The organism is Thermaurantimonas sp. (assembly GCF_046299575.1).
Lineage (GTDB): Bacteria > Bacteroidota > Bacteroidia > Flavobacteriales > Schleiferiaceae > Thermaurantimonas.
In genome coordinates this window covers 279,634-299,311 of record NZ_JBKBHX010000002.1, presented here as the reverse complement: position 1 = coordinate 299,311, position 19,678 = coordinate 279,634, and the positions used below count along the sequence as shown (strand labels likewise).

Below are 19,678 nucleotides of genomic sequence, written 5' to 3'. Positions count from 1 at the left end.
TCATTTCTATGATCGCCGGCCATTAACTTTTTAATTCAATATTCGATTCAATGAATTTATTGTTCGGTTCATTCGATTGATATTCCTCTTCTCTTGTACGATATCGGAATATTCATTTTCACCCCCATTTTTGTAATTTTCCCATTTCAAATACAAAACTAAAAGCTCAACAAATAAGAATAAAATAAAGAACAAAAAATAGACTAAACCAGCAATAATAGAGCCAAAAATTAAATTCCATAAAAGTTTTAAATCATCAATTAATCCAAAGGATTTTTCTACTTCCAAGGTTACATTTTCTCTTAATTGTTGGATGTTCTTTTGTTTTTCTTGAATTTGGGAATTTATCAAATCAATTTTTTCATTTAATTCATCAATAAATTTATATCCTGGGTGTGGAACCAAAGTAACTTGTATTCTCTTTATTTTTTCAGTTTGATTTTGATCATTTTTTTCGATATTATTTTTTTCATTTGATTCCTCTTTAAATGTTACTTCTTTTGTATAAGGTTTTTTCATTACCTCATACCTGGTAGAGTCTGATTTTATTACCAGAGCACTTTTTTCTTCTTCTAATGCGATCAGTTGATCTTTTAAATCCTTAGAACGAGACGCTACTAATTCATCTATTCGTTCTCCTTTAACCTTATTCCTTTCTATTTCAATATCACCTTTAAAAATGTACTGATCTACAACCAAAGCTCCTATGATAGCAATAACAACTCCAATAATAAATCTTATTGTAAAATTCCATCCATTAGTTTTTTCCGTCGACAAAATTATTCTCTCTATCACAAATACCATAAAAGCTGCAAAAGCTCCCACGTAAATTGAAAATATGTGTCTCTCAGGAGTCTCATGTTGATTCACATACATAATATAAAAATTTTTGCCCACAAAAAACCAGATTCCGGTGATTAATATTAGGATAATTGCATACGTATAAATCTTCCGTGACATTGCCGGTGAACACTCTTTTACTACATCATAGTTGTAACCAGTAAGAATGCAAGATATTGCTAGTAATAAGTTTCTCATGGCAGAAATAATTTAAAAGTTAAACGGTATTTTTTAGTTAAATATTTAATTATTTTTAGTTATTATTTTTATATAAATGAACGATTCCCTTCATAAAACCTCTTTCATATGAAAGCAAGCACTTTTGCGTCAGATTCCCTTCTTCTTGAAAGTCTTTTTGATACTCTTTTATGTGCTCTAATTCTTTTTTTAAATTGTTCAAATTACTCAATAAAGAATTTGCATAATCATTTAAATTAAAATCTCTTAACTGTTGAATCCGACTTTCCAGAGAAATTATTTCGTTAGAAATATCCAGCAGAAACTGTTCGATCACTGAATGTAACTTAAGCTTTAGGAGTTCGATACCTTTATTCATGAAGTTTCTATCCTGAATCACTAGAGCATCATCGAACCCTTTTTTCTCAAAATCTTCACTAAAAGAAGCAATAACTGCTCTTATGCCTTTCAGCACGGTATAACTTTGATTCATTTCACTTTGTTTTTGCTGATCATTACTATTGGAAGTTTGAACACCTTTTGGTGGATTTTCCTCGATAAACATTTCGCGGGGTACATCGTAGACACCATTGCTGGTAATACGCGAATCCTGTGATCCTTTGTCATCTTGATTTTGATTGTTTGAATCATCCGGTTTTCTTTTAAAAAAGTCAAAAAAAGATTTCATCGTATTTAGAATTTAAGAGGTTAAACATCCGCTTAATCGATGTAAAAAGTAGGAACCTGATACAGCTGGTGTCCTCGTGCATGGCAGCGCTTGCAGAGCGTAATCATCAGATGATCAGGATAGTTCCAAGGCTCGGCATACTTATTTTGCCTTACATAGAAGTGATACTGACGGTGGTGAACTTCTAATTCCTCAGGGGAACCACAGTTTCTACACTTGCGAAAGTCGCGAACCAGTATGCGTTCACGGCACTTTTTCCACTCCGGATGCAACAGAAGCGCTCCATAACTTCCGTGAGTAGCTTCTTCCTCGTATATCGGCTTACCTTGTTCAGTAAAAGAATTGTAAGCTCCATACGCTCCATTTCTGAATGTTTCTCTTCCGTTATTCATATTTTTAGCATTTTTAGTGATCAAACCCCTTTAGGCTTAAAACCCATGGCAAAAATACTATAAATATATGAAATTAAATTTCACATATAATAGAAAATTTAATTATTTTAATTCTTTTACAGTGAATTATATTAACTCTCTAATAAATACTTCAAAATTACTTTTGTTTCATTAATGAAAATAAAAACATTAAAACAACTCCTATGGCAGATACTTATCCAGCGTTTAAGCGACAGCAGAAGATCATCGAAATTCTTCGGCATCCTTTTCACGAATACAGCGTAGATGAAGTAGTTGAACAAATCAATACCTGGCTCACGCGAAACGGCTATCAACCCATCACTCGGCGGACTTTTTATAATGACATAGAAGAAATCGAAAACAGCGGTGAAATCGTGTTAGATAAAATACGAAAAGGCCGAAGAATCATCTACAAAATAACAAGTCCTGACATTCAGGAATTCGATTCCTGGACACGACATCTCAGCGAGCGCGACAAAGAGCTCTTTAGACTCTACTTCAGTACTTTGGGCGATTACAAAGCCATAATAGATCCCGACATCTTTGAAAAACTTACTGCCCTGACCGAGTTACGCGAAGAACGCGTTGCAAAACAATACAACAAAATCACGTACGACCTAAATGTGGATTACCACAATGTAAAACTAATACCAAGAATCGTGTATTCAGTGCTGAAAGGATTGACAGTACATGTTCTCTATGCACCCTTCACCGACGAAAAGCAACATTTTGAATTCCATCCCTGGCATATGCGCCATTTCAACAGTCGCTGGTTTGTATTTGGCAAAGCCATGCACCGACCGGAACTCAAAGTAATGAATCTGGCAGTAGACCGCATTGAATCTTATGAACTGACTACAAAAGAAGCTATGCCAAATACGGAAATCGATTTTACGGAATATTTCGAAGACATCGTGGGCGTGACGCGCCCTGAAGGTGCAACTCCTGAAAAAATACGAATTTGGGTAGATAAAAATGTATTGCCCTACATTCGGACCAAGCCTATGCATCAGAGCCAAAAGATCATTCAAAAATCAGAAAATGAAAACGGTGCTGAGATACAACTCCAAGTCATCATCAATCAAGAGTTGAAAAACCTATTATTATCTTTTGGCGGTCAGATTGAGGTACTCAGCCCTGAGCACCTGCGACAAACAATGATGCTAGAAAGCATGAAAATGCTTAATCGCTACACTAAAATTCCAGAAAATTCTAGAAGTTAGGTATTGAAAAATTAATATTTTTATATAAAATTTGTTAAATGTAATTTGAATAATACCTTAAATTAAGGCAATTTGATAAATGTTAGAAGAAGCCTCAGAAGATATGAAAACAATCACCTTCACCTGCGAAACCATAACACCCATGTTTCTCTCGGGTGCAGACCAGAGCATTCCTGAACTACGTCCACCCAGCATCAAAGGGGCTTTGCGCTTTTGGTGGCGGGCGCTGAATGGACATCTGAGCCTTGAAGAATTAAAAAAACAAGAAAGTGAGATTTTTGGGGGGACAGAGCCTGCGCAGAGGAGTAAGGTGATAATTACTTGCCCAAGAGATAAAAACTTTTTAAAACCAAGCACAAAAGATAGATTCCCTCAGCATAGAGGAAACTATCCACTTTCAAGAAATACACCTGTTAATATCTTGAATTATCTTGCTTATGGTGCTTATGATTATCGTGAAGGATTTACACACGCTTTTTTTGATGAAGGGCAACAGTTTAACATCTGCCTGAGATTTACTGATGAAAAAAAAGTAGATGAGGTAATTAAGGCTTTTGTACTGATGTGTTACGTAGGCGGGTTAGGCTCAAAGAGTAGAAATGGTTTTGGCAAAATAAAAATTATCAAGGCAATAGAAAGTGAAGATAATACTGCAACAGACATTACTCAAAATTTACCCAAATGGAAAGATTTACTAAAAACTACTAATCCAAAATCAAAGTTTACAAGTCTTTCAAGTTCAGTACTACTCTTTAAAGCAAGAGATGTAATCAATGGTACTTACGATAATGCTCTAAAAGTAATTGGCGATGCTTATATTCATGCAAGAAAAAATATGGGAGATGGACACACTTACGACACAAGGAGATATATAGCCGCACCAATTGTTCAAGACAGAAATGCTTTTTTAGAAAGACACTCAAAATCATATTTTTTATTTTTAGATGAAGAAAATGGGGGGTACACGGGCTACATCTTATTTGTTCCCTACGAGTATGTTTCTGGTATAAGCAATGAAAATTTGAAAAAAGGCAAGTCTGTTCCGCCAGATGCGATAATTAAATTTAATGACGCCACCCAAAAATTCAACACAAAACTTCAAGAAAAATTAAATCTCATCACCCTATGACCCACCTATTCCTTTTTACCATCACGCCCGTGCAGAGTTTTATCTCGCAGGCACGCAAGACACAAGATTTGTGGGCGGGGAGTCGGATGCTTTCCGATTTTATCCGAAAGGTTTATTTGGCAATAAAAGATGAGGGCGGAACGGTGATATTCCCTTCCAAAAATTCCGAATCCATGCCCAATCGCATTTTGGCTTCTTTTAATTTTAACAAAACAGACCAGGAGCTAAAAGACTTAGGTAAAAAAATAGCTAATGAAGTAGCTGTTGAACTTCAAAGACTGACTAAAAAAGCCGCAGAAAAAATCGGCACAACCGAGTATGCCAAAATCAAAGATGCCTTTGAAGCCCAACTCAAAGACTATTTTTCTTCTTTTTGGGTATTTGTACCGGTTAAAAACGACAACTATGCGGCCGCTTACGATAATGCCGACCGGCTGCTCGGTGCGGTCAAAAATTCACGTATTTTCACCCAATATCCCGAACAAGGTCGTAAATGTTCACTCAGCGGTGAGCAAAATGCTTTGGTGTTTTACAAATCTGACGTTTTACCAGCATATACTTACGCAATATCTCAAGATGGAAAAACAATAATACCCCTTGTCGCTCAATTTGATAATCCCAACATAAACGAAGGGGAGGGACTTTCAGCCATAACTTTCATCAAGCGTTTTTATCCTTTCCGAAGTGACCGAGAAAGAAAAGAATTTGACTCAACAGCAGATATTGCATTGCTGCATACACTTACCGAACTGAAAAAAATACAAGACCAGCAAGGACAAAACCTGTTTTTAAATGAATTTGCATATTGTGTGAGTGAAAATCAGACCCAAAATATTGATGAAGTAGATGGTCAATTGTTTTTTGAAGAAAATTTCACTAAAAAATATTTTGAAAAACACAACATCAACATTGGCTTTCTCGAAGTCGCAAAATCAAAACTCAAAAATATTTACAAAAAAGCTAAAGAGAATAACCTGTATTTTACTAAGTATTATGCAATTCTGCTTTTTGATGCCGACAGTATGGGTGCCTGGCTTTCGGGCGAATACCTGATCGAAAGAGAAATAAAATTGCACGATTTCCATACCCATCTTTCAGACTTGTTATCCGGATTTGCCAGATATGCCAGCAACTATGTAGATGGCTCAGGTACTGATAAAACTAAAAAAGGTCGTACCGTGTATGCAGGCGGTGATGACTATTTGGGTTTTGTAAATCTACATTACTTGTTTGAAGTAATAAAGCACCTGCGAGAGCAATTTAAAGCACAAGTCAGCGATAAAATTTCTGATGGCAGATTTCAAATTAAAGAAAACAAAGAAATGACCTTCTCAGCAGGCATTGCCATAGCCCACTACAAAACGCCCCTTTCCGAAGTACTGAATTGGGCAAGAAAAATGGAAGAGGAAGCCAAAGACACCGAAAATAAAGACAGTTTTGGCATCGCTGTACTCAAAAAATCGGGGGAGATCCATAAGGTGGTCTTGCCATTTAAAACAATTAAAAACAGTGAGGATGTTTGGTATACCGAACTTTTGCAGGAAGTTAGAGAAGGGTTGGATGCACTTTTCAGCAGCAATTTCATCACTGTTTTACAAAGAGAAACGATGCTGCTTGACGGAGAAATAGATTCAACGATAATTCAAATTCTGAATCATGAGATTGAAAGGCTTGTATTGCGGGCAAAAAACAAAGCTACCAAAGAAGAGGCTCTGGAAATGGCAAAAAAAGTGAAGCAAGTTTATGAGCCCAATAAACGCAATATCAAAAACTTCAATGCTTCACTAAGCATTTGCGACTTTATCAACCGTAAACTGCAAGGAAATGACTAAGAAAACGATACATATTGAGGCAATTGATACACTCTTTTTCAGAGACGGCAAGCCTTTTTCTATGGGCGAAGAAGTTTGGGCTGATGGCATTTTTCCACCATATCCATCTGTAATTTATGGGGCAATTCGAACGGCTTTTATGTTTCAAAAAGGTATAACAGATCCTAAAAAAGCAATCGAAAACACACGTGATTTTAAAATTCACAATATCTATCTTTTGATAAACGAAACATCCTATTTTACAATGCCTTTGGATTTGGTAAAATTCAAAGACAAAAATGATGAAGAAGCCAAAAAAATCTATTTTCTTAAACGAGAAGCATTAACTACTGGTTCCAATGAAAAAAAGGAAGTTTTATATGCTCCACTGCGAAAAAAAGTAGATGAACTAAGCAAAGGAATTTTAGCAAGAAATCGCTTTGTCCACTATTTGAATTATAACGAAAGCCAGATTTATGCTGATTCATTAAATAATTTTATAACTTCTGAGCCTAAAATTGGTATAGCCCGGGACAATTTCAGCCGTACAACATCTGGTGAGGCAGAAGGCAAAATGTACCGGGTGAACATGCAAAGACTTGAAAACAATAAAGGAAATAAAATAAGAATAGCAATTGAATATGAAAATTTAGAACTCGAAGAGAAAGGTATCATTCGCTTAGGGGGTGAGAATAAATCAGCATTTTATGAACATATCGACCAAAATCAAATACCTGATCTTCATTTAAGACCAGAGAAATTAAAATCTGATGTGCTAAGGGTTTATCTGAGCACGCCTGCGATATTAGAAAATGGCTATTGCCCCAAAGCATTTCTCAACTCTAACGATTTTGAACTATTGACTTATGCAATAGGAAAACCAGTGTATGCAGGAGGATTTGACATGGCAAATCGAACCCCAAAAACGATGTATAAAGCTGTCCCGGCAGGAAGTGTTTATTACCTGAAAGCTCGTAATCCCCATCACGTATTTGAGTATTTGTATCAAAACAATCCTTTCGACGAAGTGAAAGGTTTCGCCGAACAAGGTTTTGGTAAATTTTATATCGGCACAACTCTAAACAGTTAAATTCTATGAACAAAACTATTATTACCACAGTTGGTACTTCCCTAATTTCCAACTGGAAAGAAACTAATAGCTATGGGCTTACCAAAGAAATTAAAGAACAATTAAAAGAACTTGAAAAATGCTCTTTTTTTGAAAATTCAGCTACTACTGCAGATAGTTATATCAACTATGTAAAAGGCGAATATGGCGAAAAAGGCATTCTTAAACTGCTTACTGAATTTTTAAGTGAAACATCTAACTGCGCAGAAATCAGCAGCATTTTTGCCATTGAAAAGGAACTAAAAAAGTCCCTGAAAGCGGACAAAGCCTTATATATAACCATTCATCTTTTTTGTACCGACACTATTTTGTCGGTTTTGTGTGCAGAGGTGATAGCGGGGTATTTTGAAAATCAAGAAAATCAAGAAAATAAAGAAGAGAAAGATGGTGATAAGGTCATCATCAAAAGAACAGTTGTTTTTGACAAGCCAAATGAAGGGCAAACAACCATCATTGAGAAAATAAAAGAACAAAACTTTTCATCAAATCATATCATCAAAGGCCTAAATTTAAAGGGCTACTCTGAACAAGGTTTACTGAACCTAATTGAACAAATTAAAAATATTATTGCCAAAACGGGTACAGAAAACTCCTTGCTCAATATTACAGGTGGGTACAAAGCCTTTATTCCGCCAATTACAATTTTGGCACAACTATATCATTTGGCCATTTATTATTTGTATGAAGATAGCACTGATATAATTCATTTATCCCCAATGCCTGTTGGTTTTGATTGGGAGTTAATTGAAAAATATACAATTTTGTTGTTTAACGATAACCAAAGAACAAATCCAAAACGACAAGAAGAAGTTGCAGAAATGCGTGAACTTAATTTGGTATTTAAGGATAATACCAACTTAACGCCTCTAGGTATAATTTTAAGAGAGTATCTTAAAGACAGAGAAAGTCCCTTAACAGGTACAATAATGGGCTACTTGGTAGAGCATAAACTATTCAAATATTATCAAACAAAATTTGATTGCTATAAAGTAAAACATAGTGTAAGTGTAAAAACCCAAGATGGCGGTGATATCGATTTGTTAATTGAGCAGGAGAATAATTCTAAAATAGCGATAGAAGTAAAACCTGTTTCCGTATTAGAAAACCCTTTTAATAGTTGGACACAGTTGTTAGAGAAATTTCCCAAAAGGATTCAATTCTTAGAAAATATCAGAGAAATTTGGTTAATTCTATACGGGGATAACCAAAACAGTGTGAATGTAGAAACCGTTAGGCAACTAAAAGAAAAGTTTGATACGAATATTACCTTCAATTGTAAGTTTCTAAAAGTACAAAAAAGTAGACTAAGCCAGGAACGACATATCTATCAAGACTTTTTTAAATCGGATATTAAAGACAATCAAGTGATAGATATTGCTATTACCTAAAATCCTGTAAATCCTGAAATCCTGTCAAAAAGCAAAAAAATGGAAAAAAAATGCTATATCTCTCTTCTACGCCAACTTGGAGCATTTTGGAGTTATGCCCCCAGCGCCGATATTCCTGACGAAGTATTGATAGAAGAAGCTTTGCGATGGGGAAATGTAGAAGAACTAAAAATTTTATTTAAAATATTTGATACCAGAAAAATAAAAATGGTTTGGCGCGAAAAAATGTTGCCCGATGAGCAGATTTACAGACATAATTTTTATTTGGCTATTATATTTTTCAATATAAAAAACCCAAAAAGATATATATCAATATTTCAAAAAAAATATAACCGCTGTGAAAGGCTTAAACAATTTATTGCCTGATACCAAAAAAGTGCTGCAAAAATTAGCCACTTTGCCACTCCTACAAAGCTTCACTTTTGTGGGCGGCTCGGCTTTGGCAGTTTATTTGGGGCATCGCCTAAGCGAATACCTTGATTTGTTATCCTGGCATGCCGATTTGCAAGCCTTGCCAATTCAAAATACTTTGCAAAACAGCGGTTTTGAATCTGTCAGAATTGTCAATCTATCGCCACAGCAAGCCGATTTTGTAGTAGATGGCACAAAGGTTACTTTTTTTGCCAACGGGTGGGATGAACTTAAAAACCGAATACATTTATTCGACTATCTATATATCGCCCAACTGCCTACTTTGGCGGTAATGAAAGTAAACACCTTGTTTCTAAGGGCAAAATACAGAGATTACTACGACTTGTATGTTCTAAATCAAGAACATTTTTCACTTGAAGAACTCTTTGAAATGACCTCAGTAAAAATGAAAAATCTAAGTAAAACTTTATTTCAAAGAGCTTTGATTTTTACGGATGACATTGCTGATGAAAATATTGCACATTTAAATCCTTCACAGCATATTTCTTTATCGCAAATTTCAAAACACTTTCAAAAACAAATTAAGCATTGGAACAAACTAAAATTATAAAACTATGTTCAAAAATGCCAAACCTTTGTTTCTTATCTGCGAAACGCCCCTGCATGTAGGCAGCGGTTCTGACTTAGGTATCGTAGACTTGCCTATCCAGCGCGAAAGGCACACCAATTTCCCCAAAATAGAAGCTTCATCGCTCAAAGGGGCATTGAGAGAGGCTTTTGAGAGTGAATTGGTTATATCAAAAACTGATGACGATAAAGCGAAAAGAAATCTTATAAAAATTAATACAACATTTGGGTTTGACGATGCTGAATTAGGAATCAATGTTAAAAATCGCTTTTCAGCCAAAGACTATTTAAAAGAAATATTCAAAGATAATTCGCAATTTTCCGGTTGTATTTCGATTAGTGATGCCCGTTTGTTGTTGTTTCCCGTTAAGTCTTTGTACGGCGTATTTGCGTGGATTACTTGTCCAAGAGTGATTAAGAAGTTTATTGCGGATTTGGAGTTAGCGGGAATGAAAAGTGATGTGCCTGAAATAAATGTTGCAAAGGTTTCAATAGGACAAAAATCTACCATTGTAAACGGAAACAAAATCTATTTAGAGGAATTTGTTTTTCAAAATCCTGACAAAAAACAAGAAATAGACAAATTGGGCGAATGGCTCGCTACTAATGTTTTTGTTGGTTTAGATAAGTATTGGCAAGAAAAAATCAAAACCGACATAGTAGTCCTTGACGACGACGATTTTCGCGACTTTGTAACCCTTGCAACCGAAGTCATCACCCGCACCAAGATTAACAACGAGACGGGCACAGTACAACAAGGGGCACTTTTCAGCGAAGAATACCTGCCCGCCGAAAGTATTCTATATTCTCTGGTGATGTTTGCTGATGAATTTTCAGCCAAGGAGGATAAAATGACAGCAGAAGGCGTTTTAGATTTTTTCAATAATGGCTTGCCATCAATCGTCCAAATCGGCGGCAATGCTACCTTAGGAAAAGGGATTGTGAGAACAAAATTATTAACTTAAAAAAGAAGGAGGTTCAACATGGCTAACGGAGTCTCAACATTGAAAAGCATCGCCCAGGCAAGAGCAAAGTTTGCGTGGGAATGTGCATACGGAAAAGACAAGGAATACGGCAGTTTGGTCAATAAAATCCCTACATACATCAAAACCAACGGACTTTTGAATACACTTGCTTTTTTGTATTCAAAAAGTAAAAATGACAACCGCGAAGAAAAACTATTGAAACAAATTTGCAATTGGCTCACCGGGCAAAATTTACCAAGCTGTGTTAGTGCTTTTCCTCTGATAGAAATTAATAAACTTACTACGGGGAGTAATGATCAGGAAAAAGTTTTAATTTATTTGATGACCTGCCAGGCAAAAGAACTTATCCAATGCACCACCGAAGTATTAGCCTTATTGAATTGGTTACGTAGGTTCGCTAAGTCAGAATAAAATTATGGCAGAAACAAAAAAAGTAATTGCCACTGTAAGCATTTGGAATACAAATGCTAAGAATGGTTGGCTCGTTGCAAATGACGTTAGTCCTAATATTTTTATAAATTTAGCGATTTTACAACAGAAAAAATCGACAAACCTAAACCCTAAGAAAGGAGACCAGTTTGAGGTAGAAATTCAGCCTTCAATGTATAAGGGCAAACCGAGTTGGACAATTTTATCCATTAAAGCAATTGCTAGAAAATTGATTTTAGAGAATTTCGCTCTCAAACTTCACAAAGAGCAAATTTTCGACAGCACAAATTTCAAAATAGAAAACCGAATTTTAAAAAAGCGGGGACAAGACTGTCAAGTGGCTTTTGGAGATAATAAAGATGACGCAGTTAAGAAATATTACCAAAATTTCATCGCTCGCCATCATCACAACGCTTTGCAACTCACCGGCGGTAATTTATTACCCAAATCGTATGACAGCAATCAAAAAAACGAACTACAGTTCCAACCCGATTGGCGATTGGTCGTAGGACTGGGCAGCGGCTCGGTGTTTGAAACGTCTATCACCTTACATCACATATACGGCTTTCCATATATTCCAGCAAGTGCCGTCAAAGGTGTTTTGAGAAGTTATCTGATTACGACTTTACAAGGCAATAAGGCTGATAGTGAAGCCTTATTATTTCACCATTCAAAAGAAATGTGCGATATTTTTGGGTGTGGAGAGGAAACCATATATGAAGAAAATGGTCAAAAAAAGCGAATGACTACTTACTACAAGCGTTGTTACAATGAGGACAGGCAAAAGTTTGGAAAAGACACATCAAAATATCGCTATCCTGAAACAACTGAAAAAACTGGCGATGTCATTTTCTTCGATGCCTACCCTACTCACAGCCCGCAAGGTTGCATCAAGGCAGATATTATGAATCCCCACTATCCCGAATATTATGGTGGCAACAAGCCTCCCGCTGACTGGCAAAGCCCAGTGCCTATCATTTTCCTCACCGTAGAAAATCTCACTTTCCAATTTATGGTAGGTTTGCCCAAAGGCGTTGAAAACCAACACATCAAGTTAGGTAACAAAAGCGATGATATGCTTACTGTTGTTTCGGATTATCTGAAAGAAGCTCTAACCCAACGTGGAATTGGCGCCAAGACTGCCGTGGGGTATGGATATATGAAATAACGATAATAATACCTACCAGTAGGTATTTGATATATGAAAGAGAATTTTTAATTTTCACCATTATTTTGCAATAGATAAAAATATCTTAACAATACCCATGAAAAAAGTACGCACCCTACTGGTAGTGTTTCAGAATCAGATAGCTGCACATGAAATTCCAGCGTTTAGGGGTGCGGTAATAAAAAAAGTCGGACTTGAACACATAGGCTTCCACAACCATCGGCCAGAAGGAGGATATTATTACGAATATCCAGGTATACAATACAAGACCGTTCGAGGCAATGCTGCAATTTTTTGCATTGACGATGGTACAGATGAAATCACACACCTATTTCAACAGCCATCCTGGAAAATTTCCATCAGCCACCGCGAAATTCAACTGCGTATTCACGACCTGGTGCTTCGACAAATTACCTTTAACATTTGGGATTACACGTTTGAATATTACATAAACCGCTGGCTTGCTCTCAATGAAGAGAATTACGAAAAATACAATGAGCTAGATGACGCTGGTGCTCGCATCGAATTATTAGAAAAAATTCTTACAGGAAATATTCTTTCAATGGCTAAGGGTATCGACTGGAAAATCGAAAAACCCTTAAAGGTTCAGTTCATCAGTTTGCCTGAAGAAGTATCCGTTAAATACAAAGGAGTAGGAATGAAGGCGTTTAATGTGCGCTTTACTTCTAATGTTTTTATGCCAGACTACTTGGGGCTGGGGAAGGGTGTTAGCCACGGTTTTGGAAGCTTGCGAATGCTTAAAAAGAAAAAAGAATCGGAAAATAAAGTGAAAACTGAATGAAAAACGCTACAGATAGAGATGTAATTTATTTAGCAGCGTTACTGCACGATATCGGAAAATTCTTTCAGCGGGCTGATCCCGATGGAATGAAGACTTCGCGCTTAATTGAGCCTGAAATTCGCAAGCTCGAAAGCGTTTATTGCCCAAATCAAGGGGCCTATTATTCACATCTGCACGTATTGTGGACAGCACAGTTTATAAAAAATCACAATCTTGAATTCACTGTTGACAACCTGAATTTGATGCGCCTTGCTTGTTCGCACCACAAGCCCGGTAAATTAGACGAGCAGCTTATCGCACTGGCCGACAAGCTCAGCAGCGGTATGGATCGGGTAAAATCGAATTCATTAGATGAAGATAACGTCCAAACTCGGAATAACTTCAAGAAGATCCGCCTACACAATGTTATTGAATATATCGGTAGGTCAGACGATTATTCAGGAACTCACAGATTTGATATCCTCCCTTTTAAATACACAGCTGATCTTGATGCATCTGAAGCAAAGAAATTAGCTTTTTCCAAAAATTTGGAATCTTTTACAAACGAACCTGGCTACAGCAAAGTATGGCAAGCATTCAGTGAAGACATTCAGTCAATCGACAGCAAAACAGATTTCAAAACATGGATAGAGACTTTCTCGTATGTTTTAGAAAAACATGCCCGATTTATTCCTTCAAGCACAGTTGACCTACCCGATGTATCGCTTTACGACCATTTGCGAACCAGTGCGGGTCTGGCGATATGTCTATACGATTTCATAAAAGAAAAATATTCGAATATCAACAATGTTGACGTAAAACTGCCTGATGGGGAAACGCCATTCGCTCTTTTGATTGGAGCAGACCTTAGCGGCATTCAGTCGTTTATTTACAACATTTCATCAAAAAATGCAGCCAAATCGCTCAAGGGACGTTCGTTTTACCTGCAATGGCTCATTGACAACGTACTATACTGCTTTTTAAATAAGACTGGATTATATCGAGGCAATGTAATCATTGATAGCGGAGGAGGATTTCATGTACTTGCGCCCAACACTGCCCACGTTCGTCAAACTGTAGATGAACTGCGCACCACAGTAAATGAATGGCTGTTTAAAAATTTCGGAACAAGGTTATTTATATCACTTGATTATATAGAAATAACACCAAAAAATCTCCTACAACAAGAAGATTACTCCATTCCATCACTTGCAGATAAATGGACTGAACTTCACAAAAAACTAGAGCGCCACAAAGTGCAACGCTACGACAAAATGTTTATTTCTGAAGATGCTTATTCGGAATTTTTTGAACCTGGTATCGCCCCAAAATTTGAAGATATTGACGATATATCAGGAGATATAATCGAACCTAAAAATAAAATAGGTAAAAACAGGAGCCGACAGTCACAAATGCATATTGAACTGGGAAAACAACTAAAGAATAGTGCAGGAATACTATTAGCAGAAGACATTGCAATAAGCCCAGAAGATAAGTATTTTGAATTCGATTTCCAATGTTCTTTTACAAGAAAAGGAGTAATGGTAGAAAATAAAAATGGGAAATATTATTATGAAGGAAATCATGTGGAAAATGGAAGATTTTTAACGTTTAATTCTACTGATTTAATAGTGCCCCTATTCGGCGAGAAAAACGTAATTAAAGGATTCACTTTTTATGGTGGAAATACTTATCCATCAAATGAGGAAGGATATCCAAAAACATTTGATGAATTGGCCGGAGAAAGTGATTTTAAGAGATTGGGAATTCTAAGAATGGACGTTGATAATCTAGGTGCTCTTTTTAAAAATGGATTTTCAAGAAGAAAACACAGCATTAGTAGATTAGCTACCTTAAGCCGATCTTTGGACTTTTTCTTTAAGGGATATTTAAATAATTTGGTACAGGAGTATAAAAACGATTGTTACATTTTATACGCCGGTGCGATGATTTATTTTTAATTGGAAAGTGGGATGTTATTCTCGCCATTGCTGAAAAAATACGTCAGGATTTCAGAGAATATACAGCCTATAATCCCAATTTATCCATATCAGGAGGTGTGGTTTTCGTCAAAGGAAAATTTCCGGCCAAACGATTTGCAAAATTGGCAGAAAGTGAAGAGAAAAATGCAAAATCGCACAAAATATCTAATGGCGAAATTTCTTTAGAAAAAAATGCGCTTTCCCTATTTGGATTTGCCCTGAATTGGGATACCGAATGGCCATTGGTTAAACATCTTTTTGATACCATTTTTAAAAAGCTCCATAACGGTGAACTAAATAAATCATTCATTTCTAGAGTATTGACTTTTTATGAATTTAGAAAAATGACACCGGGTAATTTAAGCTGGCGATGGTTGCTGGCTTACACGATCGGTCGCATGATCGAGCGCGACAGAAAGCAGGAAGAGTTTTTAAAAGCGTTTCTTTCCAGTGCATTTACTGATAGCTATATCAATTACGGAAATTATTCAATTTTTATCAATGGCAATTCCATAAATCCTGCCGGACAAAGATTAATTACCGGCAGTGGAAATACCTTCCTCGACCTGGCCGCTGTGGCTTGTCGATTAGCTGAATTTAAGTGGAGAAGTCAAACTAAAAACCAATAGATATGTTACCAAATTTCAATAATCAATTATTTCAAAGAAATAACAACCAGGGTGGCGGGAATTCTGCACAAGAAAATTTTATTGTTAAAACGGAGTGGATCACAAATGGTATGAATCAAGAATCAGATCAATTTTGTGAGAAATTTGGAAAGCATTTAGCAAAAGAAGAAAAACTAACAACAACTCAACTCAGAAATTTTTATGGTGAATTGAAAAGAATACAGTTAAATGGAGTAGATAAAAACAAACAAAGTATTCTGCTTCTAAGGCCAAAACTTGCTTATAATTCCGCGAGAAAATCAAATGAAGCAAGTAGCAATGGGGGAAAAAAATTCTACAATGCATTGAAGAATATATTTAGAGAGGTAGATTTAACCAATGAGAAATTCTTTAATAACTTCATAAGTCTTATTGAAGCCATATTGGCATATCACAAATATTATGGTGGAAAATAATAAAATTAGGCATATGTTTAAGTTAAAATCTAAAATTATCATCACCGGAAAAATTAAAACCTTAAGTGGTTTAACAATAGGTGGTACATTTTCACCTCTTTCTATAGGTGCGCCGGATAATATCGTGATTCGAAATCCAATTAGTGGAAAGCCCTACATTCCAGGCTCTTCACTGAAAGGAAAAATCAGAAGCCTTATTGATCTGAGAGATGGGTCTATTGAGAGAAGAGATATGGGCAATGTAAAATGGATTTCGTCTTCTGATATAAGTAAAATTTCAGCTAAACTATTTGGAAAGGCCGAAACTAATAATCCAAGACCTTCCCGTGTGATTTTTAGGGATGCTGAAATTTTAGATGATCCCGAGAAATTTAAAAATACAGATATGCCCTATACTGAAACGAAAATGGAAGTTGTCATAGATCGAATCACATCTGCTGCAATGCCTCGCCAAATAGAGCGCGTCCCTGCCGGTGCTGAATTTCCACTTCAGATCGTGATCAATGTTTTTGATGGAAGGGCAAATGATGTTGAAGATGATGCTCAATTGTACGTAAAAACCATTTTAAGCGGGCTTTTGTTGTTGGAAGATGATTATCTGGGCGGCAAAGGCTCGCGCGGCAGCGGTCGGGTAAAAATTTCTATTGACACCATCAGAGAGCGCAGTGCAGACTATTACAAAGATCCAAAACAACATCCTGAAAAAGATTTTCAAGTCGAAATTCCTGAGTCGCTTAGGGCACAGGCTATTAGTTAATTCAACGCAATCAAAAAAATTTTCTGAGTTCAGCGCAGTATGACAGAAACAAAAACATATAAGGCTATTCACTTGCACATTCGCGGACCGCTTCACATTGGAGTGATCAACGATGTGCAGGATGAATTACAAGAACTATGGGGCAGCGATTCCATTAAAAGCGCCCTTTCTGCTTGCGCTTTATCGCTCGATCTGGTAACCGATGTAAAGGAATTTCTGGATGCATTTAAACTTTCATCAGCCTTCTATTTTATTCAAAGCCAAAATACCTACGTTCAGTTTTTCCCCAGGCCCATCTTCCCGGGTGTGATTCATGTAGGGCATTCAGATGACATTACCCATCGAAAAAAAGCCAAAAAAATCCAATGGATAGATATAGATTACTTTGAAAAAATTCTCTCAGCCGGAAAGCTACAGCTTTCAGATACCGACCAAATCTTATTTGGCAAATTTCTTACATCAAAGGTTGTCGAACTGAATCCTTACCCTTTCGAGGGGGAGCCAGTCTATGAGACTGATGACGAGCGCGTTTCCATAGGCCCTATCTACACCGAGCAAGGTGACCCATACTATTTCAGACGTAGATATTTCCATCCGCAGGTAGGGTTGTATTTTCTATATGAAGGTGACGATAAAACCCTTTACGAGAAAATAGTACCTGCTTTGCGCTTACTAGCTGATGAAGGCATTGGGAGTGATCGATCCGTAGGTGGCGGGTGGTTTGAATTTGACCCAGGCAAAGACATAGTTGATATTGAACTGCACCTGCCAAAAAATGCTTCAGGCTACCTTGCCTTCGGAAAATATTGCCCGACAAGAGATGAGCTAACGAAAGCCGATTTGGAGCAATCAGCTTACCAAGTCACACGCCGGGGAGGCTACATCAGCAGCCCGGGCATTGAGGAGATAAGAAATAAATTAAAGCGCACAGTTTACATGATGGAAGAGGGCAGTTATTTGGCTACGACTGAAAAGCCGGAGGGAAAATGCGTGGACTTAAAGCCTGATACTGAAGACCTTCAAAAAGCGCTACCTGGGGATGCATTTGAGCGCATGCATCCTGTATGGAGAGATGGACGACCTATTTTCATTCCAGCCAACTTTAAATTTGAAAGTATATGATTCAATATTTTAAGGTTACTACTCTTAGTCCATTGTTTATTGGCAGCGGAATATCTTTGATACCGGGCGCTGATTATGTGCATTTTCCTGACAGAAAAATCGTTGCCATTCTTGAGCCAGAAATATTTTTTCAAAAGTTTAATTTAGATAAGCGATTTATAGAGCAATGGTCGAATGCCTTAATGAACATTGAATCGAGAGAACAAAAAGCAAGAACTCTTAGAAATTTGCTTAATCAAAAAAAGCCTAATTTTAAACCAGAAGATATAAGCGAAACATTAATTCCAACTGATGAAAGAGTATTAGATGAAGAAATAAAAAAACACACACGATCAGGTAATGGACTTCTACTAATACCAGGTAGCTCCATTAAAGGAGCCATTCGAACAGCATTTTTTTCTAATTATTTATTATCAAAGTACTCAAAGGGGGCAATATCACTAAATGAATTTTCAAGTAACAAAGATTCAGAGTATTCAGACCGTCAATACAATAATAGTATTTTTAAAAATAATAACAATCATGCTATTTACGATTTTTTCAGATTCTTATTAATTTCTGACGGATTTACAGACAGGTCGTCTATCATAAAAACTCTTTCAATCGTTTTAGACAACAGTCAATACATAATGCGAGAAGATCTACGAACCTATCTGGAGTGTATACCAGAAGGTGTTGATTTTTACATTCAAATGAAATGGAATGAAAATTTGTTTAATAAAAATAAAGAAAAAAATAATATAAACCGAAATATTAACGAGGAATTATCATCGTTGTTACATACCTCAAAAAAACAAACAAAAAGACTTTTTGATTTTGAACATAATTTATTTTTTAATGAATCAAATATCTATAATCAAAAATGTATTGAAAAAATCGAAGAATCTTTCCATGATGATAAATCCTACATTTTAAGAATTTCTGGTCAAACAGGTTATTTAAACATGACCGGAGGTTGGCAAGAGGATTTGCTGTCTAAATCAGATTTACAAGAACTGGCACTTTATGTCAGAAAGAACACAAAAAGTAAATCTGAAGATGACTCACTCCCCTTTCCAAAATCCAGAAGAATTACGGCTGATGGTAAGCCTTTGGGTTACATTAAATTAACACCTATTGAAAAATCAGATTACTACAGAGCCTTAGATAATCAACTTAAAAAAGCATTTGAAGGCATAATAATAGAAGAAATTAAACCTAAATCTGAGCTTGAATCTGAAATTGAACTTAGGCCTGAAGCTGATTCTGCACCAACAACACCTATAAATCCATACTTTACGGGCAAAGAAATAAAGCAAAACACCGAATTACTAGCCGAATGTATCAGTCCACCTACTGGCAGAAGGTCTCGCGTTAAAGTGTTTCTGCAAGAGCCAAAAACTGTAGAGGCCGATATGAATGGCTATGCCAGTGCAGAGCCAGGAAAATTGTATAGAGTAAAAGTCACCAGACTACAGTATGGCCGGGTGATGGAAGTGTCATACGTAGGAGAGGTTTAAATTAAAATTACCTTTTTGAATAAACCTCTTTTTTCACCCCGGTAATAATTTTGGCGGGTTAGAGAAAAATACA

At 36.4% G+C, this 19,678-nt stretch carries 20 protein-coding genes; 17 read left to right on the top strand and 3 right to left on the bottom strand.

What is annotated here, in order from left to right; all coding sequences use genetic code 11:
- Positions 1-30 precede the first annotated feature (30 nt).
- The 3 genes from ACK4EX_RS03810 to ACK4EX_RS03800 are packed head-to-tail and all read right to left on the bottom strand — an operon-like array spanning position 31 to position 2,097.
- Entirely contained in the window at positions 31-1,038 is a 1,008-nt protein-coding gene (locus ACK4EX_RS03810) for a DUF4407 domain-containing protein (protein WP_409769875.1), read from the bottom strand.
- A gap of 55 nt (positions 1,039-1,093) precedes the next feature.
- The gene (locus ACK4EX_RS03805) at positions 1,094-1,705 is read right to left on the bottom strand and encodes a hypothetical protein (protein ID WP_409769873.1); all 612 of its coding nucleotides are present in this window, start codon (positions 1,703-1,705) and stop codon (positions 1,094-1,096) included.
- A gap of 32 nt (positions 1,706-1,737) precedes the next feature.
- Positions 1,738-2,097, bottom strand: coding sequence for an HNH endonuclease (locus ACK4EX_RS03800; RefSeq protein WP_409769871.1), 360 nt, complete (start codon positions 2,095-2,097; stop codon positions 1,738-1,740).
- 203 nt (positions 2,098-2,300) lie between these two features.
- Between ACK4EX_RS03800 and ACK4EX_RS03795 the strand changes: the two genes are divergently transcribed.
- From ACK4EX_RS03795 to csm5, 17 genes are all read left to right on the top strand, one after another.
- Entirely contained in the window at positions 2,301-3,341 is a 1,041-nt protein-coding gene (locus ACK4EX_RS03795) for a helix-turn-helix transcriptional regulator (protein WP_409769869.1), read from the top strand.
- A gap of 79 nt (positions 3,342-3,420) precedes the next feature.
- Positions 3,421-4,470 (top strand): type III-B CRISPR module RAMP protein Cmr1, encoded by a 1,050-nt coding sequence (gene cmr1 / locus ACK4EX_RS03790; RefSeq protein WP_409769867.1) that lies wholly within the window; start codon positions 3,421-3,423, stop codon positions 4,468-4,470.
- Positions 4,467-6,302: a type III-B CRISPR-associated protein Cas10/Cmr2 gene (gene cas10, locus ACK4EX_RS03785; protein WP_409769865.1), complete on the top strand. Its 1,836-nt coding sequence runs from the start codon at positions 4,467-4,469 to the stop codon at positions 6,300-6,302. Before cmr1 ends, cas10 (ACK4EX_RS03785) begins: the two co-directional genes overlap by 4 nt.
- The gene (gene cmr3 / locus ACK4EX_RS03780) at positions 6,295-7,371 is read left to right on the top strand and encodes a type III-B CRISPR module-associated protein Cmr3 (RefSeq protein WP_409769863.1); all 1,077 of its coding nucleotides are present in this window, start codon (positions 6,295-6,297) and stop codon (positions 7,369-7,371) included. The genes cas10 (ACK4EX_RS03785) and cmr3 overlap by 8 nt, the downstream gene beginning before the upstream one ends.
- 5 nt (positions 7,372-7,376) lie before the next feature.
- A complete protein-coding gene (locus ACK4EX_RS03775) occupies positions 7,377-8,798 on the top strand; it encodes a hypothetical protein (RefSeq protein WP_409769861.1) in 1,422 nt (473 codons plus the stop codon).
- Between the two features lie 39 nt (positions 8,799-8,837).
- Positions 8,838-9,164, top strand: coding sequence for a hypothetical protein (locus ACK4EX_RS03770; RefSeq protein ID WP_409769859.1), 327 nt, complete (start codon positions 8,838-8,840; stop codon positions 9,162-9,164).
- The gene (locus tag ACK4EX_RS03765) at positions 9,136-9,780 is read left to right on the top strand and encodes a nucleotidyl transferase AbiEii/AbiGii toxin family protein (protein ID WP_409769857.1); all 645 of its coding nucleotides are present in this window, start codon (positions 9,136-9,138) and stop codon (positions 9,778-9,780) included. Before ACK4EX_RS03770 ends, ACK4EX_RS03765 begins: the two co-directional genes overlap by 29 nt.
- Positions 9,781-9,784: 4 nt before the next feature.
- Complete coding sequence (cmr4, locus tag ACK4EX_RS03760; protein WP_409769855.1) at positions 9,785-10,762, top strand: type III-B CRISPR module RAMP protein Cmr4; 978 nt, start codon at positions 9,785-9,787, stop codon at positions 10,760-10,762.
- 18 nt (positions 10,763-10,780) lie between these two features.
- Entirely contained in the window at positions 10,781-11,194 is a 414-nt protein-coding gene (gene cmr5 / locus ACK4EX_RS03755; protein ID WP_409769853.1) for a type III-B CRISPR module-associated protein Cmr5, read from the top strand.
- A 4-nt stretch (positions 11,195-11,198) separates the two neighbouring features.
- On the top strand, positions 11,199-12,380 hold the full coding sequence (cmr6, locus tag ACK4EX_RS03750; RefSeq protein ID WP_409769851.1) for a type III-B CRISPR module RAMP protein Cmr6: 1,182 nt from the start codon (positions 11,199-11,201) through the stop codon (positions 12,378-12,380).
- 97 nt (positions 12,381-12,477) lie between these two features.
- A complete protein-coding gene (locus ACK4EX_RS03745; protein WP_409769849.1) occupies positions 12,478-13,182 on the top strand; it encodes a CRISPR-associated endonuclease Cas6 in 705 nt (234 codons plus the stop codon).
- Complete coding sequence (gene cas10, locus ACK4EX_RS03740; RefSeq protein ID WP_409769847.1) at positions 13,179-15,122, top strand: type III-A CRISPR-associated protein Cas10/Csm1; 1,944 nt, start codon at positions 13,179-13,181, stop codon at positions 15,120-15,122. The genes ACK4EX_RS03745 and cas10 (ACK4EX_RS03740) overlap by 4 nt, the downstream gene beginning before the upstream one ends.
- The gene (locus ACK4EX_RS03735) at positions 15,083-15,772 is read left to right on the top strand and encodes a Cas10/Cmr2 second palm domain-containing protein (RefSeq protein ID WP_409769845.1); all 690 of its coding nucleotides are present in this window, start codon (positions 15,083-15,085) and stop codon (positions 15,770-15,772) included. Before cas10 (ACK4EX_RS03740) ends, ACK4EX_RS03735 begins: the two co-directional genes overlap by 40 nt.
- A 2-nt stretch (positions 15,773-15,774) precedes the next feature.
- On the top strand, positions 15,775-16,227 hold the full coding sequence (gene csm2 / locus ACK4EX_RS03730; RefSeq protein WP_409769843.1) for a type III-A CRISPR-associated protein Csm2: 453 nt from the start codon (positions 15,775-15,777) through the stop codon (positions 16,225-16,227).
- A 13-nt stretch (positions 16,228-16,240) separates the two neighbouring features.
- Complete coding sequence (gene csm3, locus ACK4EX_RS03725) at positions 16,241-16,984, top strand: type III-A CRISPR-associated RAMP protein Csm3 (protein ID WP_409769841.1); 744 nt, start codon at positions 16,241-16,243, stop codon at positions 16,982-16,984.
- A gap of 39 nt (positions 16,985-17,023) precedes the next feature.
- A complete protein-coding gene (gene csm4 / locus ACK4EX_RS03720) occupies positions 17,024-18,106 on the top strand; it encodes a type III-A CRISPR-associated RAMP protein Csm4 (protein ID WP_409769839.1) in 1,083 nt (360 codons plus the stop codon).
- Positions 18,103-19,605 (top strand): type III-A CRISPR-associated RAMP protein Csm5, encoded by a 1,503-nt coding sequence (csm5, locus tag ACK4EX_RS03715; protein WP_409769838.1) that lies wholly within the window; start codon positions 18,103-18,105, stop codon positions 19,603-19,605. The genes csm4 and csm5 overlap by 4 nt, the downstream gene beginning before the upstream one ends.
- The last annotated feature ends 73 nt before the right edge of the window (positions 19,606-19,678 follow it).